Source organism: Nostoc sp. CALU 1950 (assembly GCF_051172895.1).
Taxonomy (GTDB): Bacteria; Cyanobacteriota; Cyanobacteriia; order Cyanobacteriales; family Nostocaceae; genus Nostoc; species Nostoc edaphicum_A.
This window is the reverse complement of sequence record NZ_JBDNJQ010000025.1, coordinates 13,099-34,263: the sequence shown is the minus strand read 5'-3', so window position 1 is coordinate 34,263 and position 21,165 is coordinate 13,099. Positions and strand designations below refer to the sequence as shown.

At 39.6% G+C, this 21,165-nt stretch carries 20 protein-coding genes and 1 pseudogene; 14 read left to right on the top strand and 7 right to left on the bottom strand.

What is annotated here, in order from left to right:
- Positions 1-114: 114 nt before the first annotated feature.
- Positions 115-1,497 (bottom strand): cytochrome P450, encoded by a 1,383-nt coding sequence (locus ABF638_RS09870; protein WP_435022402.1) that lies wholly within the window; start codon positions 1,495-1,497, stop codon positions 115-117.
- A gap of 343 nt (positions 1,498-1,840) precedes the next feature.
- Between ABF638_RS09870 and ABF638_RS09865 the strand changes: the two genes are divergently transcribed.
- The 12 genes from ABF638_RS09865 (at position 1,841) to ABF638_RS09810 (ending at position 13,435) form a co-directional block, all read left to right on the top strand.
- Positions 1,841-4,054 (top strand): phosphoketolase, encoded by a 2,214-nt coding sequence (locus ABF638_RS09865; protein ID WP_435022400.1) that lies wholly within the window; start codon positions 1,841-1,843, stop codon positions 4,052-4,054.
- 474 nt (positions 4,055-4,528) lie between these two features.
- The gene (locus ABF638_RS09860) at positions 4,529-5,419 is read left to right on the top strand and encodes a hypothetical protein (protein WP_435022398.1); all 891 of its coding nucleotides are present in this window, start codon (positions 4,529-4,531) and stop codon (positions 5,417-5,419) included.
- Between the two features lie 140 nt (positions 5,420-5,559).
- The gene (locus tag ABF638_RS09855; RefSeq protein WP_069073395.1) at positions 5,560-5,820 is read left to right on the top strand and encodes a DUF2281 domain-containing protein; all 261 of its coding nucleotides are present in this window, start codon (positions 5,560-5,562) and stop codon (positions 5,818-5,820) included.
- The gene (locus ABF638_RS09850) at positions 5,807-6,220 is read left to right on the top strand and encodes a type II toxin-antitoxin system VapC family toxin (protein ID WP_435022396.1); all 414 of its coding nucleotides are present in this window, start codon (positions 5,807-5,809) and stop codon (positions 6,218-6,220) included. Before ABF638_RS09855 ends, ABF638_RS09850 begins: the two co-directional genes overlap by 14 nt.
- Before the next feature lie 169 nt (positions 6,221-6,389).
- Complete coding sequence (locus ABF638_RS09845) at positions 6,390-6,608, top strand: hypothetical protein (protein WP_435022394.1); 219 nt, start codon at positions 6,390-6,392, stop codon at positions 6,606-6,608.
- Positions 6,605-6,865: a type II toxin-antitoxin system RelE family toxin gene (locus ABF638_RS09840; protein WP_435022392.1), complete on the top strand. Its 261-nt coding sequence runs from the start codon at positions 6,605-6,607 to the stop codon at positions 6,863-6,865. Before ABF638_RS09845 ends, ABF638_RS09840 begins: the two co-directional genes overlap by 4 nt.
- A 64-nt stretch (positions 6,866-6,929) precedes the next feature.
- On the top strand, positions 6,930-7,181 hold the full coding sequence (locus tag ABF638_RS09835; protein WP_435022390.1) for a hypothetical protein: 252 nt from the start codon (positions 6,930-6,932) through the stop codon (positions 7,179-7,181).
- 285 nt (positions 7,182-7,466) lie between these two features.
- Complete coding sequence (locus ABF638_RS09830; protein WP_181927988.1) at positions 7,467-8,054, top strand: LemA family protein; 588 nt, start codon at positions 7,467-7,469, stop codon at positions 8,052-8,054.
- Between the two features lie 6 nt (positions 8,055-8,060).
- Entirely contained in the window at positions 8,061-9,992 is a 1,932-nt protein-coding gene (locus ABF638_RS09825; protein ID WP_435022388.1) for a M48 family metallopeptidase, read from the top strand.
- Between the two features lie 307 nt (positions 9,993-10,299).
- Positions 10,300-11,019: a hypothetical protein gene (locus ABF638_RS09820; protein WP_435022386.1), complete on the top strand. Its 720-nt coding sequence runs from the start codon at positions 10,300-10,302 to the stop codon at positions 11,017-11,019.
- Between the two features lie 361 nt (positions 11,020-11,380).
- Positions 11,381-12,148: a DUF1350 family protein gene (locus tag ABF638_RS09815; RefSeq protein WP_435022384.1), complete on the top strand. Its 768-nt coding sequence runs from the start codon at positions 11,381-11,383 to the stop codon at positions 12,146-12,148.
- A gap of 150 nt (positions 12,149-12,298) precedes the next feature.
- Positions 12,299-13,435, top strand: a complete 1,137-nt coding sequence (locus ABF638_RS09810) for a PP2C family protein-serine/threonine phosphatase (protein WP_069073388.1) — start codon at positions 12,299-12,301, stop codon at positions 13,433-13,435.
- Here the strand turns inward: ABF638_RS09810 and ABF638_RS09805 are convergent, their stop codons facing one another.
- The 4 genes and pseudogenes from ABF638_RS09805 to ABF638_RS09790 all read right to left on the bottom strand — a co-directional run bounded on the left by ABF638_RS09805 (position 13,436) and on the right by ABF638_RS09790 (position 16,820).
- Entirely contained in the window at positions 13,436-13,762 is a 327-nt protein-coding gene (locus ABF638_RS09805) for an STAS domain-containing protein (RefSeq protein WP_069073387.1), read from the bottom strand.
- 976 nt (positions 13,763-14,738) lie between these two features.
- A pseudogene (locus tag ABF638_RS09800) lies at positions 14,739-14,900 on the bottom strand (XRE family transcriptional regulator); the annotation flags it as partial.
- 436 nt (positions 14,901-15,336) lie between these two features.
- The gene (locus tag ABF638_RS09795; protein ID WP_435022381.1) at positions 15,337-15,861 is read right to left on the bottom strand and encodes a hypothetical protein; all 525 of its coding nucleotides are present in this window, start codon (positions 15,859-15,861) and stop codon (positions 15,337-15,339) included.
- A gap of 377 nt (positions 15,862-16,238) precedes the next feature.
- The gene (locus ABF638_RS09790) at positions 16,239-16,820 is read right to left on the bottom strand and encodes a DUF4360 domain-containing protein (RefSeq protein WP_435022379.1); all 582 of its coding nucleotides are present in this window, start codon (positions 16,818-16,820) and stop codon (positions 16,239-16,241) included.
- 258 nt (positions 16,821-17,078) lie between these two features.
- Between ABF638_RS09790 and ABF638_RS09785 the strand changes: the two genes are divergently transcribed.
- On the top strand, positions 17,079-17,468 hold the full coding sequence (locus ABF638_RS09785) for a hypothetical protein (RefSeq protein WP_435022377.1): 390 nt from the start codon (positions 17,079-17,081) through the stop codon (positions 17,466-17,468).
- Complete coding sequence (locus tag ABF638_RS09780) at positions 17,468-19,483, top strand: CHASE2 domain-containing protein (protein ID WP_435022375.1); 2,016 nt, start codon at positions 17,468-17,470, stop codon at positions 19,481-19,483. Before ABF638_RS09785 ends, ABF638_RS09780 begins: the two co-directional genes overlap by 1 nt.
- On the opposite strand, the gene ABF638_RS09775 is transcribed toward ABF638_RS09780, so the two are convergent.
- Together ABF638_RS09775 and grpE are read right to left on the bottom strand one after the other, a co-directional pair.
- A complete protein-coding gene (locus ABF638_RS09775; RefSeq protein ID WP_435022373.1) occupies positions 19,469-20,149 on the bottom strand; it encodes a LuxR C-terminal-related transcriptional regulator in 681 nt (226 codons plus the stop codon). The genes ABF638_RS09780 and ABF638_RS09775 overlap by 15 nt on opposite strands.
- 283 nt (positions 20,150-20,432) lie before the next feature.
- On the bottom strand, positions 20,433-21,128 hold the full coding sequence (grpE, locus tag ABF638_RS09770; RefSeq protein WP_435022371.1) for a nucleotide exchange factor GrpE: 696 nt from the start codon (positions 21,126-21,128) through the stop codon (positions 20,433-20,435).
- Positions 21,129-21,165: the final 37 nt, after the last annotated feature.

Sequence of the window (21,165 nt, the reverse complement as noted above, 5' to 3'; positions counted from 1 at the left end):
ATAGTCCTGATTAAAAGAGGACTATAGGGGATTATGTAAAAACATTTAAAATCTATCTAAATGTATAGATGGAAGTTTAAAATTTGCTGAACGCAACCATTAAACCCTCCAGCATCAAGCAGTGGTTGTCTGTAAAATGGGAGACTTCACCTGACGTTGACTCGTGACAACCATCTCAATAGGACGATCTGGCCCTGTCACCAAACCACGGCGTTTAGGTCGCACTTCACCATTATCAATTAGCTCTAATTCTAGACTAGAAAGGATTTGAGCAAGTGCTAGCTTCATTTCCAACTGGGCAAATGCTAGACCAATACAACGTCTTGCACCACCCCCAAATGGCAAATATTCATAGGCAGAAAATTGCCGTTCTAAAAAACGTTCTGGCTTAAACTGCTTAGGTTCTGGATAAATATCTTCCCGTTGGTGGGTCAAATAAATAGAACCAAGTAGGACTGTACCCGGTTCTAGTTCGTAGCCGCCTAGCGATATTGGTGTTCTTACTTTTCTGGGAAAAGTTACTATACCTACTGGGTAAATCCGCAATGTCTCGGAACAAACAGCGTTGAGATAGGGTAATTTGAAAACGGTGCTGGGGTCTGGGTTATCGCCCAAGCTATCTAATTCTTGCAGTAGCTTTTGGCGCACTGATGGTACTTTGTGAATCCAGTAGAATGCCCATGCTAAGGCTGTCGCTGTGGTTTCGTGACCGGCGACTAACAGAGTCATCAATTCATCGCGCAACTCTTCATCAGTCATGGGTTGACCTGCTTCATCTCTAGCAGCCATGAGTAAGCTAAGAATATCTGTGCGTGATGAATCTGGTTGTTCTCGACGTTCCCGAATTTCCTCGTAGATGAGTTCGTCAGCTTCTTGCTGAAGGCGTATCTGTTTTCCCCAGAAGTTAATCGGGCCAAAATCCCTTTGCAAAGCTGGAAAATAAAGCAAAGCCACACTTAACCGGGAACTAGCTTTTTCTAAAAGATCGCCCAAAAAGTTCTGTAGTTTTTCGGCGCGAGGCCCTTCATATAGCCCAAATACAGCTTGCATAATCACCCGCAAGGTAATGGCTTGGGTTGCAGACCGAATATTAAAGGGTTTACCTATCTGGTATTGGCTAATGACTTGCTTGGTGACATCGGTAATCACTTCGCTATAATTCCGCATTCTTTCGCCGTGAAAGGGAGGCATTAACAACTGGCGTTGACGCTGGTGTTCTGCGCCGCTAATGCTAATCACAGAACGCTTGCCCAGCAAAGGTTCAAACACCTTATTCAGATCGCCAGGGGCTTCTAATTCCTTGGTATCAGTTGTCAAAATCTGCTGTTGCGCTTGGGGGTTGCTGACAATCACCATAGGAGGAAGATTTTTATCTAATCTGAGAGTAAAAATCTCGCCATAGCTTTTGGCACAATCCTCCATAAATGACATCGGATTAACAATCCAGCGCGCCATCTGTAAAAAAGCTGGGATTTGTGGCCCATTTGGTAATTTCATAATTTTTTTTGCTACTTAATATTTTTTTGCTACTTAAACGAACTGAAATTTCGATTGCGTAACCATTTAAAGTACTTATTCTAACGTTGCAAAAAAGCAATAAACTGTTACAACCTCGAAGATGTAAAATTTTTGTTAAATTCAACGAGCATCTACAGTTTCATCTGAATTTTCATGTCATCTGGAAAAGCCTACGAAAAACCTAACCCCCTAACCCCCTTCCCGACGCGGGAAGGGGGAAAGTTCAAAATCTCTCTCCTTTTAGCAGAGAGATTTAGAGAGAGGTTCCCCAGATACCGTGAAAAGTCAGACAGTTTCACCTAATCGTCACAAGGTACTCAGCATGACTGCAATCTCCGCAAAGGCATCTTCAGCGCTTCCTAATTTTTCTGAAGGGATTCAATATTTTGGTGAAGCGTTACCAGATTTTGAAACTCATGGTGCAAAACCTGCTATTGAGTCGGGAAAAATAGCGATCGCATCTCCCACAGACAAAACAGCTGTATATCAAACTTTATTAGCTGCCGATGCCTTACGCTACCTGACTTTACAAGTTACTGGTAGTAAAGCCTCTGGGCATCCCGGCGGATTCGCCAGCCAAGCAGAAGCTTACGCATCTCTTGTCATGCTGGGATACAAGAACATTATTACTGAAGTCGGACACCACGCCCCTGGATTTTATAGTGCCATGTTCTTGGATCGTTCGTTAGAGGACATGGGAATTTTTACAGTTCAACAATTGCGCGATCGCTTTCGAGAAAAGCACGGACTTTTAGGACACCTTTCCGGTTACATTCCCGGTATTCTCGCACCTGCTGGGCCTTTAGGACAAGGACAACACTTTGCAATGGCGGCTGCACTGTTACACAAAGATAAGTTGTTCCCTTTTACAGTTGGGGATGGTGGATTGGGTGAGCCTTATATTGTAAGTGCGATCGCGCATTTCCATACTGCTTATCCTGCTGTCACCAACTTCTTGCCAGTGCTGGTGTGGAACGGTTACAGCCAAGAACATCACAGCATGGTTTCCCTGAAAACTAATGAACAGATGCAAGCATATTGGCAAGGTAACGGTTTTGATGAAGTGGTGTTAGTGGATGCCAAAGATTTCGACGATCAAAACCAGTCGGGAGATTACGTTGATAGCACCGCCTTTTCTTTTGAGAAACGCCTAGAATTTACTCAAGCAGTACTTTCGGGTGTAGATAAAGCAGCGCGTTTTGCACTGGGTGGTAAACTTACCGTCTTCATTATTAAACAACTCAAAGGCGCAGGAGTCCATGCGCGGGGTGCAAAATCTCACAACTTGTATCCTAAAGATACGCTGGATGCGCCGCATATTGTTAGTGCATTGCAAACCCGTGCTTTGTCTGCGGAAGCTTGGCAATTAGTCAGAACAAATGCAGAACGCGCCGGTGGTGGCCCAGCCGCAAAAACTGTGGTGACAGAATTTGAATTCCCATTACCAGAATTAGGCGAATTGCCTTTAGAAGAATATGCAGTCGGTGGCGAACCCAAAGTTTCCACAACCGCAATGGGACGATTGGTAGGAATAGTTGGAAAGAAAGATCAGAATTTCCTTGTCACCAACGCCGACGGTAATGAAGCATCTGGAATTGCCAATATCAACCAAGCATTAAAGATTATCCACCCCACAACCGACGATTTATATAACCAAGCACCAAATGGACAAGTTTATGAACCATTGAGTGAAGATGCTTGTGCCGGTTTAGCTGCCGGTTTAGCGTTAATGGGTGCGAGAACATTGTGGTGTTCTTACGAATCTTTTGCCATCAACGGATTACCAATTTGGCAAACTGTAACCCAAGCAATGGCAGAATTGCGCCGTCCAACTCCCTCAACTATTACTTTATTCACAGCAGGCGCATTAGAGCAAGGGCGCAACGGTTGGACTCACCAACGTCCCGAAATTGAAGCTTACTTTGCTTCGTTGATGCGAAATGGAAATGTTTTCCCATTATTTCCACCTGATGCTAATAGTATTCAAGCTTGTTATGACTGGGCGTTGAAAACTAAGAATAAGGGAGTTGTGATTACAGCTAGTAAATCGCCGTTACCAATTCGCACAACTTTAGAACAAACTCGTCAAGGGTTGCGTGATGGTGCAGTGCTATTACATGAAATTGCTGGTGATAAACAAGTTGTGTTTGCTGTAATTGGCGACTTAACATTAATACCAGTATTTGAAGCTGCTACTTTCTTGGAAACTGAAGGTATTGGCGTGAAGATAGTTTCTGTTATTAATCCTCGGCAATTGTACCGTAGCCATGATACCGCATGGGATACTTGTTCTGAACCCGAAGGCGGTTTCTTGGATGATACAGCATTTGCAGAATTATTTGATGGTGATGCGTTAATTGCGGTGACTGGTGGTGCTGCGGGGATACTAGAACCAATTTTGTTACGGAGTACAGCCAAGCGCGACACCTTTGCGTGGAAGCGTGGGGAAACTACAGCCAGTGCTGGAGAGTTGATGGCGTTTAATGGATTGACTGCTGAAGCGTTGACGAAACGTGCGATCGCGTTAGTGCATTAAATCTGGAATAGTTTCCACTTTTATCGCATTTATACGTATATAAACGCTGAAAATGGCGTTTAAATGCGTATATTTGCGTTTTTTTATTGAAGAGAACTTAGCAGACGGAAAAATGGGGGTAAATTTGCTGAAATCCGTTGACAAAAGCTGGTTTACGAGTCACAAAAGCTGCTTTACAAGTCACAAAAGTTAGTTTACGAGTTCAAAACTTGATTTATTTACAAGCCAGAACAAAGCGCGATACATTTTATGGAAAAGATAGCGTTTAATGGATTGACTGTAGAGGGTTGAGGAAAGGTGCGATCGTATTAGTGCATTCAGTAAGGTTGTGTAACTAGAAAAGTCTGAATTTCTAACAGCATATGCACGCAGGTAAACGCAAATAGATTAGCGGTTCAATACGTGTATATCCTGTTTTGATTGTAATTATTTTTTTGTATATTTTTAATATGTAAATAATCCCCAAAGTATTTTATGTATAAGATAGAGGTCAAGATTGATGGGCAATTTATCAATAACTTTTCTAATGGTTCTATCTATGATTTGGTTTTTCTTGACTTAGAATTTTGGCCGGATTATTTACAGGTACAGGGAAAAGCAGTACAAAAAATATATGGATACACCATTACTCTACTTCTCAAAACAAGTAAGCAACAATATATAAAAATTAAGTTTTTAGAATTTGAATCTGAGGAAAATCAACTTGTTGAGGAAATCATAAAAGATATTGAAAGATTTAAAAATAAAATATTTATTGGCTTCAATATAAAAGATAGTGATCTGATAACGTTGAGAAATAGATCAAAAGCTCTAGCCATACATTCAAACGTTAATGAAATAAAGTTATTTGATTTTAGAGATTATTCACAATTATATGGCTATAAAGGTTTAAATGGTTTGTTTGAACACCTTGAAATTAAAGTAAATAAAAAGATTGGCGGTAGTTATTTTCGTAAGAATCCCAGAAAAGTATTTTTACGAAAAAGCGGTTGGATAGATATATTATTAAATATGTTTGAGTATTGTTTAGAAGATGCCGCGGGTTATTTTGAAATTGTTTCAAATTGGAATCAAAAAAATCCTAGAATAACTGAAGATATGATTAAAAGTGAATCATTAAATTACTCTGAGCTAGAGAAGAAACCATCAGTCACACTAATACAGCAAGATGCAGAAATATTTTCTATGCAAAATTTCCAAGCTTCATCAGATCAGCTTCTAAGTGGTTTGACAGTCGCAGATTTGGAAGTTTTAATCGTCAAAATCGTTCAGAAAACTTTTAAAGAAGAGATGCAGAAGTTAAAACATGAACATTTACCAGATCAAATAACACAGATGAATCATCCACTAAAACTTTTTGTATAAATATTTGCATATATTTTAAAATTTAAAACTTGATTTAGCTATATGCCTTGATAAATTTATAATTTATCAGCCGCGATCGGTTTACAAGTAATCTATAATAAGGTCATACCAAAAATTTTCCTCAATCTTAGAAGTTAATTATGCTTATAAAATTTGAAGAAATATATAGAGATATTGATACTTTACCAGAAGAAGCTCAAATATTACTACTTGATTTTATTCAGTTACTCAAAAAGCGGTATCCTCAATCAGAATCAGAAAATCATAGTCAAGAAAAAAGTCTCTATGATAAGTTTGATGAAATTGGATTAATTGGTTGTTGTTCTGTGGAAGAAAATTTATCAACTACATATAAAGAAGTTTTATCTAATACATTAGATAATAAATATGATCATCGTTGATACAGGATTTTGGTTAGCTCTTATTGATAAAAAAGACATTCACCACGAAAGAGCAAAACAAGCTTTAAAACAATATAACGAACCTTTAATTACAACATGGTCTGTTGTCACAGAAACTTGTTATCTTTTGCTAACTCGCAAGGGAGTTGACGCTGAAATTATTTTTCTAAAGAGTCTACAACAAGAATTGTTTACGATTTTTAATTTAGAACCTCATCATACCCCTCGAATTATTGAATTAATGAAAAAATATGCTGATCTTCCAATGGATTTGGCTGATGCTTCCCTAGTAATTTTAGCAGAACATTTAGGGCATGAACGCATTTTTTCAGTAGATCAACGTGACTTTAATACCTATCGTTGGAAGCAAAGTTATCCTTTTGAAAATCTCCTATTTTGAAGTAATTATAAATTTATCAGCCGCGATCGCGCAATTTCTCTTCTACCGACTGGACGTACTTGTATGCTGTAGAGTGAGACAATTGCCACAGTTTCTCCATCTAATGTGACAAATTCATGATTACCGATAGGCTAAAATTGGTAAATACGCCTTTTATGAAATTACAACTATGCAAGTCAATAATCTTACCATTGATGAACTTAAAGCCCTGATTCGAGAAACTGTTAGAGAGACAATAGAAGAATTTCTAGCAGACCCAGATGCGAATCAAACAATCAAGGATAATTTTAAACAAGAACTGTTAGCAATTAAGAAGCGTAGAGAGGCAGGTTTTAAAGGTATTCCCGCAGCAGAAGTTATGCAAAGACTGGATTTAGGGAACGGATGAATTACTTAGTTGAGTATGAACCAGAAGCCCTAGCTGACCTAGAAAAGTTGTCAAAAGCTGTCTGTGGAAGAATTGTTAACAAGATTAATTGGCTGGCTGATAATTTTGACGAGATTACACCGCAACCCCTCACGGCTGACTTATCAGGTTTTTTTAAACTGAGAGTTGGAGATTATCGAGTTATTTACGAGTTTGACCTTGAGAAAAAAACTATTTTTATTGATCGAGTTGGACATAGAAGAGAAATTTACAACTGAATTGAGGAATTCGGCAGTAATTTAGCTGATAATTAGACCCTGAAATTCTTGGTATCTAAATAGCATGACAGACATAACAGATTTATCCCAAATAGTTGCCAGCAAAGACGATAATGCGCTAGTTTTATTAGAGGAAAATTTGCAGTCGCAAGAAGACGTAGAACTTGAGCGAAAGCTGAGAGAACTTAAGTTTAAACAAGAACTAAGAAAAGATTGGATTTTATTTATTGTTAGGGATGTAATAATTTTTCCTGCCGCTATCCTTTTTATTTTTGCTGCCAGTGGTTATTCCCTATTTATCCATATTCATGGGTAACTTACTCTGACTACAATTTTTAATCAACCACAGAGACGCAGAGTACACAGAGAAAAGCGAGATGATAGAGTTCACAAAAGTTTGGAATTGTTAGAAATTATTTATCTTGTTTTTGTGTTTCTTTCTGTGGTTATTTAAAAAATCTTATAACCTATATAGCTCAGTGCAATTGCGTAACTAATTTTACAGACGACGAAGCCAACTTGCTACAAGTAGACTCATCTTTATATCCACACAAATTTTGCTGGATATAAAGTAAGTAGCTAATGGAAATAATCTAAAAATATGGGGCTTTTAATATTTTCTGTTGCTTTAGTTGCCATTGTTGCTGTAATTATCATTAATTCCTACAACGATTTAGTCAAGTATCGCAACCGTTACAAAAATGCTTACTCTCAAATCGATGTTCAATTACAACGTCGCTATGACTTAATTCCCAACTTAGTGGAAACTGCCAAAGGGTACATGAAACATGAGCGAGAAACCTTAGAAGCAGTTATTGCGGCTCGGAATTCTGCAATTAATGCTAGTAGTCGTGCTGTGCAGAATCCCGGCGATCCGCAAGCGATGCAACAATTGGGCAATGCTGAAGGAGCGCTGACGGGTGCTTTAAGTCGGTTGATGGTACTTTCAGAATCTTATCCAGAATTGAAAGCCGATCGCGCCATGACTCAGGTAATGGAAGAATTATCTTCCACTGAAAACCGGATTGCTTTTGCACGTCAGGCTTTTAATGATGCCGTGACACTTTACAACACCAAGAGCGAATCTTTCCCCAGCAACCTTGTGGCAAATACTTTTAACTTTACTGTTGCAGAATTGCTCGCCGAAGCTACTCCAGAAATAAGAAATGCTCCACGCGTGTCTTTTTAGGTGTCTATGAATTTCTTTGAACATCAGGATCGGGCACGCCAAAATACGCAACAATTAATCGGGTTATTTTCCCTGTCGATCGCAGTCATGATTATGGCGATTTATATTGCCACTTTATTTATGTTCGGCATGGCTCCCCGTGTTTGGTGGCATCCAGGGATATTTCTCTACGTGGCTGGGATTACAATAGTTGCGATCGCAGTAGGAAGTCTCTATAAAATCGCCTGTCTCCGTCAAGGAGGAAGCGTAATCGCTCATGAATTGGGGGGAAGACTCCTGCTACCAGAAACAGCCGATGAACAAGGGCGACAACTATTAAATATAGTCGAGGAAATGGCGATCGCTTCTGGTATTTCCGTCCCACAAGTTTATCTCCTGGAAAGAGAAACCGGGATTAATGCCTTTGCTGCTGGATTTACGCCCAATGATGCTGTAATTGGAGTTACCCGTGGAACTTTGGAACACCTGAGCCGGGATGAACTACAAGGAGTCATCGGCCACGAATTTAGTCATATTCTCAATGGAGATATGCGGCTAAATTTGCGTTTAGTGGGACTACTCCACGGGATTTTGTTCATTTACATAACCGGGGAATTTCTGTGGCGAATTCGTGATACTTTCCGTTCAGACAAGGAAGGCAAGGGTTTACCTATCTGGGCTTTTGGCTTGGCACTGATGGCAATTGGCGGTATCGGCTTACTCTGCGGACGCTTAATTAAAGCCGCCGTCTCTCGCCAACGCGAATTTCTCGCCGATGCATCAGCAGTACAATTCACTCGCAACCCCAATGGACTTACCGGAGTCTTCCAAAAACTCCAACAGATGGATTCACGCTTGATTGCGCCGGGTGCAGAAGCCGCTAGCCACATGTTTTTTGGCAATGCTCTCAACCCCTCTTTCTGGGAAGATATGTTTTCTACCCACCCACCTTTAGCAGAACGTATTCGTCGCGTTGGGGGTTTGAACGTCAGCAATTTGCCAGCAATGCCATCTCGCAATCAGATGCGTTCCCCTTCCCAAGAATCCTTAACAATGGGCTTTGCTGGTGGTTCCAGCGCCACGCCAGCAAAGGTTGTAAACCAAGTTGGAAGCGTTACACCAGAGCATTTTGCCCATGCTCAAGCGCTGTTATCGCAGTTACCGGAATCCCTGCGCTTGGGCGTGCGGGAGCAGGAAAGTGCAATGGCGATCGCTTTTGCGCTAGCGTTAGATACAGAAAATATCGAGATCAAAGAACGTCAAATTGCTTGGTTACGCGAGGTGCAGCCTACTGAGTTGGTAGAAAAAACCCTGGAATTTAGTAGCGAAATTAGCCAGTTAGATCCCAGCATTCGCTTACCACTTGTGGATTTGGCAGTACCCGTATTACGCCAAAATTCTGCCAAAGAATGCCAAAGGCTTTGCAAATGCGTTCACGGTTTAGCTGTAGCCACCGGAAGTTTATCACTATGGCATTTTGTGTTGCAGTTAATACTGTGGCATCGGCTTCAACCTAGTATAAATCCCACTTCGCCTACAACGGTAGAATTCACCGCCATCGAACAGATTTGGCCAGATAGTCTATTAGTACTGTCCGTAATTGCCCGCGTTGGACATTCCCAACCCGATGCCCACACCGAAGACATCACCTATGCTTTTCGTTCTGGAGTTTTTCGACTTCCCAAAGCCGGAGAACAAGAAAAACCAGAAATACCACTAACCTGCAATTTCACTGAACTCAAGAAAAGTATTGAGCGCCTCCGCCTTGCGAGTCCCAAACTCAAACAGGCTATTGTTGATGCCTGTGCTCACACAGTATTATTAGATAACAAAGTTACTTCATCAGAAGCAGATTTACTCAGAGCGATCGCTATGACGCTAGACTGTCCCATCCCACCATTTTTAAACCCTCAGCGTGGCATTTCAAAACAGAAACAATCTTCTCCAAAACGAACTTAATGTAATTAGTGAGACACGATTATTTATAACTCAACAAATAAAGTCCGTTTTTGCGGAATTTTGCATTAATTTTTCTTATAGTTGTAAATGTTTGTTTACTAGGACAAAGGCAATTGATTTATTTTCGTTCTAGTTACTCTTATAGTATAAATAGTCATCTGGGCAAAAGAGTATAATATTGTACAAAAAAAATTACATTGACTAGAAGTATTAACTTGCCTGATAAAGTTTGGACAAAATGCCAGCATTCCAGAAAATTGATTGCTATATTAGATTAAATAACTATTCTGGCAAGGGTTAAAAAGCTGTGCGGGATGATTTACAGGGCTTGGAAATTAGTCAGGATGAGCTGCAAAAGCTGACTAATTTACCTGTTAATGAGGATCTTTTAATCATTACAAATCCTCTGAAGATATTAACAAAGATATATATAGAAAAAATCAAAAGTTCTGAAGGAGCAACTGTTGTTTTTATTGGTTTTTCTACATTTGTTTTCGTGTATATTTTATTTGATATAATCATTAAACTTTTTGTAAAATGGGTAACAATCCCATCTTGGATATTGTTAATTATCTTAAGTTTTTGGGTTGGTGGTCTTACACAAACTATCTTGTATTTAATATGGAAAACTAGAAATAAAATTGTCAAAAATAATATGACAAAATCTCTACAAATCCTGTTAAATGAGGTTAATAGATATAATACTGTGATTAGAGTAATAGATATCAACGATCAAATAGAAGAAGCTGGTAATCCGGAAGTTCTTATAAAAGAAAGAGAGGGTGTTATCGAAGCACTTAAACTCACCAAAAGTGATTTAGTTCGCGCTTTGAAAACAGAAAGAATTTTGAGGGAAAATAAAAGCTTTATTCTTAGTAATACAGAACTATTCGTCAACAATTTAGCAACTTTAACAGCCATGCAAGTAACGGAACAGGCTACTGAGCATGGAAGGTTACTCAACGAAGCATTACAGATTGCATTAGATGTACAACACGAAATGAAAAGATTACAAACTCAGCGTTAAGATAATTCGTAATAACGCTCTCTACGAACGCGAACAGCGTGTCGTTCGCGGTAGCGTTGCGTAGCAAAGACAGACGCTAAAAGCGTAGCTTGCTTAAGAGTAAGAGTACGCGGACTCGCTACCGCTGCGCTAACGTAATTCGTAATTCGTAGTGACGCCCGCAGGGTCACTACTGTTATGCTAACGTAATTAAGTTTTGTAATGGGGATTTAGAAAGAGTTGGCAAAAGTATAGATGCTCTAGATAAGTCCATAGACGCTGTTGGATAGAGACATCCTCAATAGCTTTTTCCATAATCCTTCCCACGGTTGCGATCCCCGGTCTAACATAAAGAATATTCCTAAAGCGATCGCTCATTAGCATGGACTGGAAAGAAGTCAGAGGCAACTGGGTAATCATTCCCCGAAATCCCATAGGTATCGTTCATTTTTTGGGAGGTGCATTTGTCGCCACTGCACCGCACATCACTTATCGCTGGTTACTCGAACAACTGGCAAGTAAAGGTTATGTTGTAATTGCTACGCCTTTCGTCAATACATTGGATCATACTGCGATCGCAAAATCCGTGCTGCTCAATTTTGACCGCACTCTCGAACGTTTACAAGACTCTGGGGCATTACGCAAGCTTTACTTTCCCATCTACGGCATTGGACATAGTATGGGCTGTAAACTTCACTTGCTGATTGGTAGCCTCTTTAAAGTAGAACGCGCAGGCAATATTTTAATATCCTTCAACAACTACGCCGCGAAAGAAGCTATCCCCTTAGTAGAACAGTTCAATTCTACTTTGAAAATCGAGTTTACCCCCTCACCCTTGGAAACTAACAAGCTTGTCCAATCTCGTTACAATATCCGGCGCAATTTATTAATAAAATTTAGTAATGACACCATTGATCAATCGGCAGCTTTAACCAAAATCTTACAAGAACGTTTTGATGATATGGTGACAGCACAAACGTTACCAGGAACTCATACAACACCTCTAGGTCAAGACATTAAATGGCAAACTGGAACATCTTTCACCCCCTTTGATGCATTAGGTCAATGGTTTAAGCAAGAAGCATACCGTGACTTAAACCAGCTAAAAACCACCATCCTCTTGTGGTTAAATCCTCTGGCAGCGCCATAGTTTTTTATGACTGTTAAACAGTCATTAATTCGACGCAAAAAGAAAAAATAGTTAGTAGTATAATCCAGATGTACTACTAACTAGCCCATATCATATTTTTATTTTCTATTTTTACAGCAAATTATTAATGAGTGTTTCTTACAACTTTCTATGTTTCAAATACTAATAATTGATGACGATTATTCAATAAAAATACTCCTGAAAAGGATGTTGGAAAAACAGGGTTATGAGGTAGTTACAGCCAGTAGCGGCGAGGAAGGAATAGAAAAGGCACTGGCTTACCGTCCTGCACTAATTATTTGTGATTGGATCATGCCGGGTTTGACTGGACTGGAAGTTTGCCACCGCATTAAGACAGACCCCAAATTTTTTACCACATTCTTTATTTTATTAACATCCTTAGATTCCGTTGCTGATTGTGTCAAAGGTTTAGATGCTGGTGCCGATGATTTTATCTCCAAACCTATTGAGCATAATGAATTACAAGCACGGGTAAGAGCAGGATTACGCCTGCATCAGTTAAGTAGAGATTTACAGGCTCAAAAGTTGCTTTTAGAATCCGAAATGTCAGAAGCAGCAGAATATGTGCGATCGCTGCTGCCTTTTTCTATGACTGAACCATTCAATATAAATTTCCGATTTATTCCCTCGCGACAACTCGGCGGTGACTGTTTCGATTACTATTGGCTTGATGATGATTATCTGGCAATTTACTTACTCGATACTGCCGGACATGGACTCAAAGCGACTCTTCCCTCTGTTTCAGTGCTGAATCTGTTGCGTTCCCGTGCGCTCAAAGGTCTGAATTACTATCAACCTAGTGATGTATTGAAGGCTTTGAATGATACCTTCCAGATGAATTATCAAAATGACAAATATTTTACTATTTGGTACGGAGTTTACAATCGAATCAATCGCCAGTTAATTTATGCTAGTGCAGGTCATCCACCAGCAGTTTTAGTAACCGGCACATCTCCAAGGAAGTCTGAAGTTAAACTCTTAAAAACCCCCGGTATGCCAGTCGGCATGTTTCCAGAGGCAAAATATGTTGATGGTTTTTGCAATATTGAAAAATTCAGTACCCTTTACATTTTTAGTGACGGCGCTTATGAAATCACTAAATCAGATGGTACACTTTGGAGTTTAGATGCTTTTATTCAGCTACTAGTTAGCTTACAAAACCCTGTTGATAGCCAACTTGATCACGTACTGAGTTATTTAATTGCCCTGAACTCCAAAGATGCTTTTGATGATGATTTATCGATTTTACAAATGAAGTTTGATTAGTTATGTCTTGGAAAGTAAAACCTGATTAAATGCATCTTGACTGGGAAATATTTCAAATACTTTATCCATGTTAGTCAGTTCAAATAGTATTCTGACCTGCTCATTAATTGAGCATAGAACAAGCTTTGTATCCGCTGCTCGCAAGGTTTTGAAAGCTAAGACTAAAGCTCCCAAACCTGAACTATCCATAAACGTTACATCTTTAAAATCAACTAACACAATTTTCGCGCCATTTTCTATAACATCAGTGATATTTTGTCGAAATTCTTGTGAAGTTGTGGCGTTTAAATTACCACTGAGCTTAATAACTTTTACTTGTTCTCTCATGATTATGTCACGTTGATTTGTGTAAATGATGCTCTGATGTCGCTATTATATACCCATCATAGAACATTTAAAAATGCCTGCAAAATAAAATCTAAGATTACGTCTTGAGTAATCATTGATAATTACTTAGGATGTATAAAGATTAATTATAAACATTTTTATCTGATTTTTTGTAATCACAAAAAAATCATTAGCTCAATAGAAGTATAGTTTTTCTATTAGGAACAGACCAATTATAAATAAACAAGGTAAGTAAGTCGGTATAGTAAAACTCATGTATGTTGATTTTTGTAAAAAAGATGGAATGACCGATTTTTAAGTTGTTTACTGATTTGATGTTTCTTCATATAGGTTGATTTTTTAATGCCCACTTGCTTGCATCTCATTGACATAGGTATATACTGAGCTACAAGCTGAAGTTACTGCTTTTCAGATTATTTGCCAAATATTTTTGCAAAACTGAGGTTCTCCAATAAACCTCATAATGATAGTCGTGATTAAACAATTCAAAATTCAATGGGTTGCAGCGATCGCATTGCCTGGGTGGTAGGTATCGATTATTCTCCAATTTAGCGACGGGTCTGCATGACACACGAAATTTTCCCCTGCTCTAGCCCCCAATTCAGTACTACAAGCAAAAATACTATGAAAATTACTCAACTATCGGGGTTTCATATCAGAATCATTAGTGGATATAATCCTTTGTTGAATACTGAATACTTATGATAGTAACTAGCATCTACGTTTATTTATGTCCAATTACTTACATAATTGAAATAATTTACCTCTAAACTGCTGCTCTAGAGCCAAAAGTTTCGGTTTCAACAGCGCCAAGCAAGCTCGAAGCTACACCAATGCCCTAAAAGAAGTTCTCTGAGGCGATCGCCTCTGCTATTTTAGTATTCCCAATATCTGTCATTTCTCAACAGACAACACAAAAAGTAAAGAGTTATGAATTTTTAACTCCTAACATCCCTCAAACTGGACTCACTTTGGCTCTGTAAAGCAACTTCTCACCTTGAAGGTAGCCAGTGTAGCGTACTTTGACTTTTTCTCCAGGTTGTGCTGTGCTCTCCATCAATTGGTGCAGTTGGGGGTCATAAGATAATTCTGCTCCTACGGGTGCGATCGCTAAGACCTTTTAGCACAAAAAAATCAGGTGAAGCCTAGGCTGTTGATTTTGGCTATTTTTTGGGGAATTACCGAAAAATTATTTGTGCTGGTTTTTGCTTGTGTGAAAGCGCCCGCAACAGCCATCTTTACGCCAAAATAAAAAACACAATTTCTGCATGAAGTCTTGTGGGCTAAAAGGTATAGAGTCAACAGCCTAGACTAGAACCCCAACTTCTTCAAGAAGTGTCGGTGTTCTGATTGATTGGAGCTAACTCTTAAAAAGGAATATAAGTTTAAGATAGAGGAAATGGCGTAAATAAAATTGCGCGTTTACACAAGCTATTTGAACAGAATAAAAGATAATAATGAAAAATGATTATTATTAGCAACTAGAGTACTGGATCTACGTAATTTACTATTTAGATTTCGTATTTTGATAAAAGGAGCGACAGAACCACATTTTATTTTTGCTGAAGTGCAAACTTCATCTCTGTCAACTCTAATTCTCCTTCGGTCGTCATTAATACTATATTAATTCCTAAAACACTTTTTTCTTTAGTTGTATAGTTAGTTTTAGGGATTTGATTGGTCAAATCAAACTTAGTAGAACTTGTATATTTTTTAGACAAACTAGTTGGTTGCTGTTGTTCGCCAATTAAAATTGATGAGATAGCCACTGTTGCTGGTGCTTTCTTTACTTCACCTTTTAAAGCTAAAGGCACGAGCCTAAATTGCTTTTGAGTATTAGAGGTATTGATTCTAATGATACATCTAGCCCTCGGCGATTGTGCTCTTGCAGTTATCTTAGATACAAGTTTAAACTCACTTGTTTTCGGATCGAAATTTATATTACATCCATCATTAACAGAAAATTGTGGCTGGTTTTCTATTGAAGTACTAACGGTAGATGAATTGGCATCATAACAACCTAAAGAAAACAAACATATTAATATGAAAAAATTACGTACATAACTTAATCTCAACATAATATACTCTCCATCAACAGTGATTTGGAATAGTAAAAGATTTAGAAAATACCGCAGGTTGTTAAACAATATCTGGAACAAGCTGATTCGATAAACTGAAGAATCAGCAGTGCTTATTATTTTTTGTGCAATAGGGTTTTCTCAAAACTACTATAGGAATCCGCTTTGATTTCTGAACTGATTTGCGTGGGCAGGGAATAGGCAATAGGCAATAGGCAACAGTCAAGAAGGCTTCTTAGTTGTACTGAGTTTTTTCAGAAATCAAATATGAGTCCTATATTACCTTATTTCTTAATCTGCGGTGTGTGGGATTAAAGATTAGTCAAACAGCAAAGGTTTCTACTAATATCATCTTCAATCCCACAAAAATAAGCAAATTAGCAAGGAGCTAGCTGGATATGAAGTTTCACATCCCCAGCATTGAGATCGGCTGTATCAACAACAATAAAACTTCCTTGTGAGGATTGTGCAATCATATTAATACCTAATTGTCCTTGTCCACCACATGAAGCAGATGCAACAGTAAGATTATCTTGTGCCTGAAAAAGAGGATTGCTAGATGTAAACTGGGTAGTTGTAGGGGTAGCCTTAGCTACACCAAGAGCACCACCAGTAAAGATATAGCTTCTGCTTAAGCTTGTCTTTCCTTGAGAAATTTCAGTGCTTCCTTGGTACAGTATCTGTACATCTTGGACGTGGAAACCACTTGGTATAGCAGTATCGACACGTAAAATACACCTTTGACGCTTACCATTTCTTGCACTCATTTTATCCAAGATGATCGATAAGGTTCTACCGTCAGATCCAACAAGCTGATCTTCAACAATACATCCACCAGATCCGATTGCATTTCCAAATTGAATACTAGGCGGATCTTGAGCCAAAACCTTGGTCGCAATCAGGTTTGTTCCAAGAACTGTAGATATAGACAGTAATACACCAAATTGTTTAAAGTTCATGTAGATTGTACCAATGTATTTGAATAAAAGAAACGAAAATATATTCACGTCCTCCCCTCTCTCCAGTCAGGGATTCCTTAAAGAGTTCGGGTTATTGGGCGGTTTCATTCGCTGTTCGGTGATAGTTGTATTTTTGCTTTTTCTTACTGCTTAAGATAGAGGAATTAGCGCAAATCAAGTTGCGCGTTTACGCAAGCTATTTGAGCAGAATAGAAGATAATAGTGAAAAAAGCTCGCCATTATCAAGCAGAGTGCTATATGTACATAATTTATTATTTAAAAAGGAATCTAGTAACGAGTATCTCTTACTACGGAAGTTGTGTACTTTCTCAAACAATTCTATTGCTGTGCATACTGATACTTCCAGCTAGTGCGAGTCAAATCTGGGAAGGGACAGGACGGATTATAAGTGGAGTTGGAGAGGGCGGTTCAGTTGAGCTACAGTTAGAATTTGATGGAGAGGTTGTTAAATCGCTTTCTGGCCCCCCATTGGATGGGAAAATAAACACAGAACCTAGCTTGAATGGGGTTATTAAAACTAAGACTGCCACCTGGGAGATTGAGGGATGCGGTGAAGACCTATGTGTAAATTTGCAGCAGTACAATCCCAAACAAACAGTCTTCTATCGCCTCCAGCCTAAGAAGTAATGGAAAGAAGATTGAGAGCCATTAACACTTGGCAAATGACAGGGATTGGTTTGGGTGTTGTCTGGAGTTTCCTTTTCAATGCAGTATTTAGCAAGCTACCTATCGTTGAAAAACTAGAGCTTGGGATTCAAGATAGTCTGACACGGCTCCACAAACCTAGCGCTTTGCCCAGCGAAATCCTCTTAGTTACAATTGATCGACCAATCTATAAACCTGAACACAAGTTCTATGCCAATCTAGTCAAGCGGCTCATGGACGAAGGAGCTAAAGTTGTAGTTTTGAACCTACCTAATTCCTTGAGGCGACCTCTTGATAGCAGTTTAGAAAATTCCTTCAAGGATCTGATAAAACAATACACTAATCAAATCGTATTAGTTACTTATACTAAAAGACTTTCTCAATCAATTCCTTCAGCATTATCTATCTACTATCATCTGTTACCATTTGACGACAAGAGGATTAAACCATTAATCTCTCCAGAGCAAGTGCATGGATTTTTTGAGTACGAGACTGCTCTTGAAAGTTTAACCAGTCCATCTCGTCAAGCAAACTTGGCAGGATACTTTGTTTATGTAGATAACATTCAAGAAACTCAAGAATTAAAATCAGTTGCGATACTGGCTTTAGAAAAATTTTCTTCCCCTCTAGGTAACAAAGCACTCACTGAGATTATCCAAAGTGAGCAAACATCTTTAACTGAGACTGCCGTTGGGATAAACTTCTATGGCCCTGCTGGAACATTTCCTCGCCTCAATGTTTCATCTTTTTGTAATTCAACTTTTGCACAATTGACTCAATGTAGCGCTCCTACCACCCCAGAAACTCAGAAGGTTCGCAACAAACTGGTACTGATTGATTTGCCTAGAGAAGATTTAGTCTCGTTTGGGGTTTCCTCTCCTTTTGGCGATCGCATGTCAGTTGTAGAGGTGCAAGCCAATTTGATCGGCAATTTGATGACGGATTCATTTCTGAGAAACTTTCCCGAATGGTTTGACTATACCGTCACTACCCTGGGTGCAGTCTTTTTTAGTTTAATATTGACTTCCGGGATATTCAAAAACGGATCTCAACCGACTATCCGCTTGAAGAGTTGGCTTTCTCTAGGGTTTGTTGGAGGTTATGTTATTTTCAGTGTCTTATCTTCTTGGCAAGGGCTGATTATACCTTTAGCAATACCAATCTTAACCTGGCTAGGAACGGGTGTATCTGTAGCGATCTGTTTGCTGTTTTGGCAGAAACAACAGCAGCTGATCCAGCAGCAACGACAACTAGCCGAGCGACAGGCAGTCCTCTCTCAGACACGAAAGTTACTCCATCGAGTAGCAGCGGACATTCATGATGGTCCTCTACAAGAACTCAAACTAGTCATGGATGGTGTCGAACTTCTAGCTATCAAACATCCAGCGATAAATCCCAACCCCTTATTAGATAGGCTAGAAGCAGTTGGGCGTAATCTTCGCGATCAACTCCGCAATACTCGCACGATGGCGGAGAAACTAGAGGTTACACCAGAATTGCAAACAGGTTTAGACAAAGGAATTCAACAGCAGCTACAACAACTTGTAGATTCAGGAGAATTAACACTCAAAGTTGATTCTCACCTGCAACCTCTTTTAGAGCCAGAATTAGACAGTACCTGGATAGATGCCCGTGAAGATATTTTTCGCTTTTTTAAAGAGGCGATCGCTAACGTCATTCGTCATGCTCAACCTCCAAACGATACTGCAACCCAAGTTACAGTTAGTTTGTTTCAGGAAGGAACCTTATGTACACTAATCATTAAAAATGATCTAACCGAGCCTAAGCCTGTTGTTTTGAAAAGCACCAGCATCAGAGCACACAGTGGTGGTTACGGCACAAAATTGATGGCTACTATTGCTGCGGAACTACCAGACGGTTATTGGGAGCGAGTTCGTTCAGCCGATGGCGGAATCCAGGTAACACTCACTTGGACTTTAAAGACTACTACTGAGGACAAAACCCAAAACTCAAGTTTTTTTTCAACAAACAATTAGCTTGCGTCCAATAGCTGCCATGCAAACAGCAACGCGAGGGTTTATATTCTGCCCATCAAGATGCTCGATATCCAGCTTTGCCTTGAGACGCTGCACATAGTTCTGAGCCGTTTTATGGGATACATGCATCTGCTCGGCGATCGCTTGGTCTGTTAGCGCATGATTGCATAACAAGTCTAGAATTTCCAGATCCTGCTGAGTCAATTGCATTTCTTTCATCAGTTCCCGATGGACTTTGAGTTGTCCATCTAAGGCGCTGCGAACGCCCTCCAGGAAGGCGCTGCGTCTTTCCATCTTGTTCACAACTGCAAAACCTCCTTGGTGTTTACCAATCTGCGGTGCTAGTTGCCTTAAAAAATTAGGTTCGCTGGTATAAACAAGGATATTTACTGTAGGGTAACGCTCAAAAATTTGTCTTAACAGTGCTAAACCTGGCTTTGCTGACTGCTCACCTCCGACAGTGCCAAACTGCAAGTCCACTACTACCAAATTCGGTAGCTCAAGCTCTAGCTGCTCAATTCCTTGCTCAGGTGTATCTACGCGAATACAAGAACACTGAGCTTCTATCATGTGCAAAAACTCACAGTTATTCTGACCAACTTCGGGATGGTCTTCAATAACAAGAAAAAGGGGTAACTTGCAGTCTATATTTTTATGTTTAATCATAGGGTAGATTCCGGCTGTAAAACTGATCATCCAAGTACTTTACTACCCAGTATTAAGCTTGGCGGCCGGAAAGACCGAGATTTTCTTAGTATATTTACATAAATTTTCTCAAAAATTAAAGATTATACTGACAATATCGTAGTTAATCTAGTATTGCTACTTAGATAAATGACGGTTGAAGAAGCGATCGCCTTCAGGCATAACGAAAAACTATCCTCAGCGGTAGCCAGGATGAAACCATAACCGCTGGGATATAGCTGAGAGGAAGGCGAAAATTTGCGTCCTAACTCTCTCTAAGAGGACTCACTTTGGCTCTATAAAGCAGCTTCTCACCTTGAAGGTAGCCAGTGTAGCGCACCTTGACTATTTCTCCAGGTTGTGCTGTTCCCTTTATCAATTGGTGCAGTTGGGGATCATAAGGTAATTCTGCTCCTACGGGTGCGATCGCTTCCACTCCCCACGCCTGTAAAAGCTTTTCCAAGGGTTTCTGCACCAACGGGACTATTTTGACTGCTGCTAGCTGGGGATTCTCCTGGGCTGTCTTTGCTGCTGTTGGCCATTGCAATAATAAAGACTCCAGCAGTTGCAAACTCGACTGCTGGAGTTCTTGTAGTAATATCTCTCGTTGCTGTTCTAATTGAAGTTGAGAGCGATCGTACTCTCTTCTTAAATCTGCAATCTCTTGTAACAATTCCTGAGTAGAGACTTTTTGCTCTTGCAACAACTCTACGGTTGAAAAAGTTGTGATTAATTCATTCAATGACATCTGTAGCACTGACGATAGCTTGAGCAGCACTTCTACCCGCATCTGCTCAAGTTTTCCTTGGCGTAACCGCAAAATCTGACGCTCTGAGACACCAGCAGCACGACTCAGCGCTTTAAAACTAGAAATACCCACTTGTTGCATTAAATCTTGCAACTTTTGGGCATGGGGCATTGGGCATGGGGCATTGGGCATGGGGCATTGGGCATGGGGCATTGGGCATGGGGCATGGGTATTTAGTGATTAAGTTTCT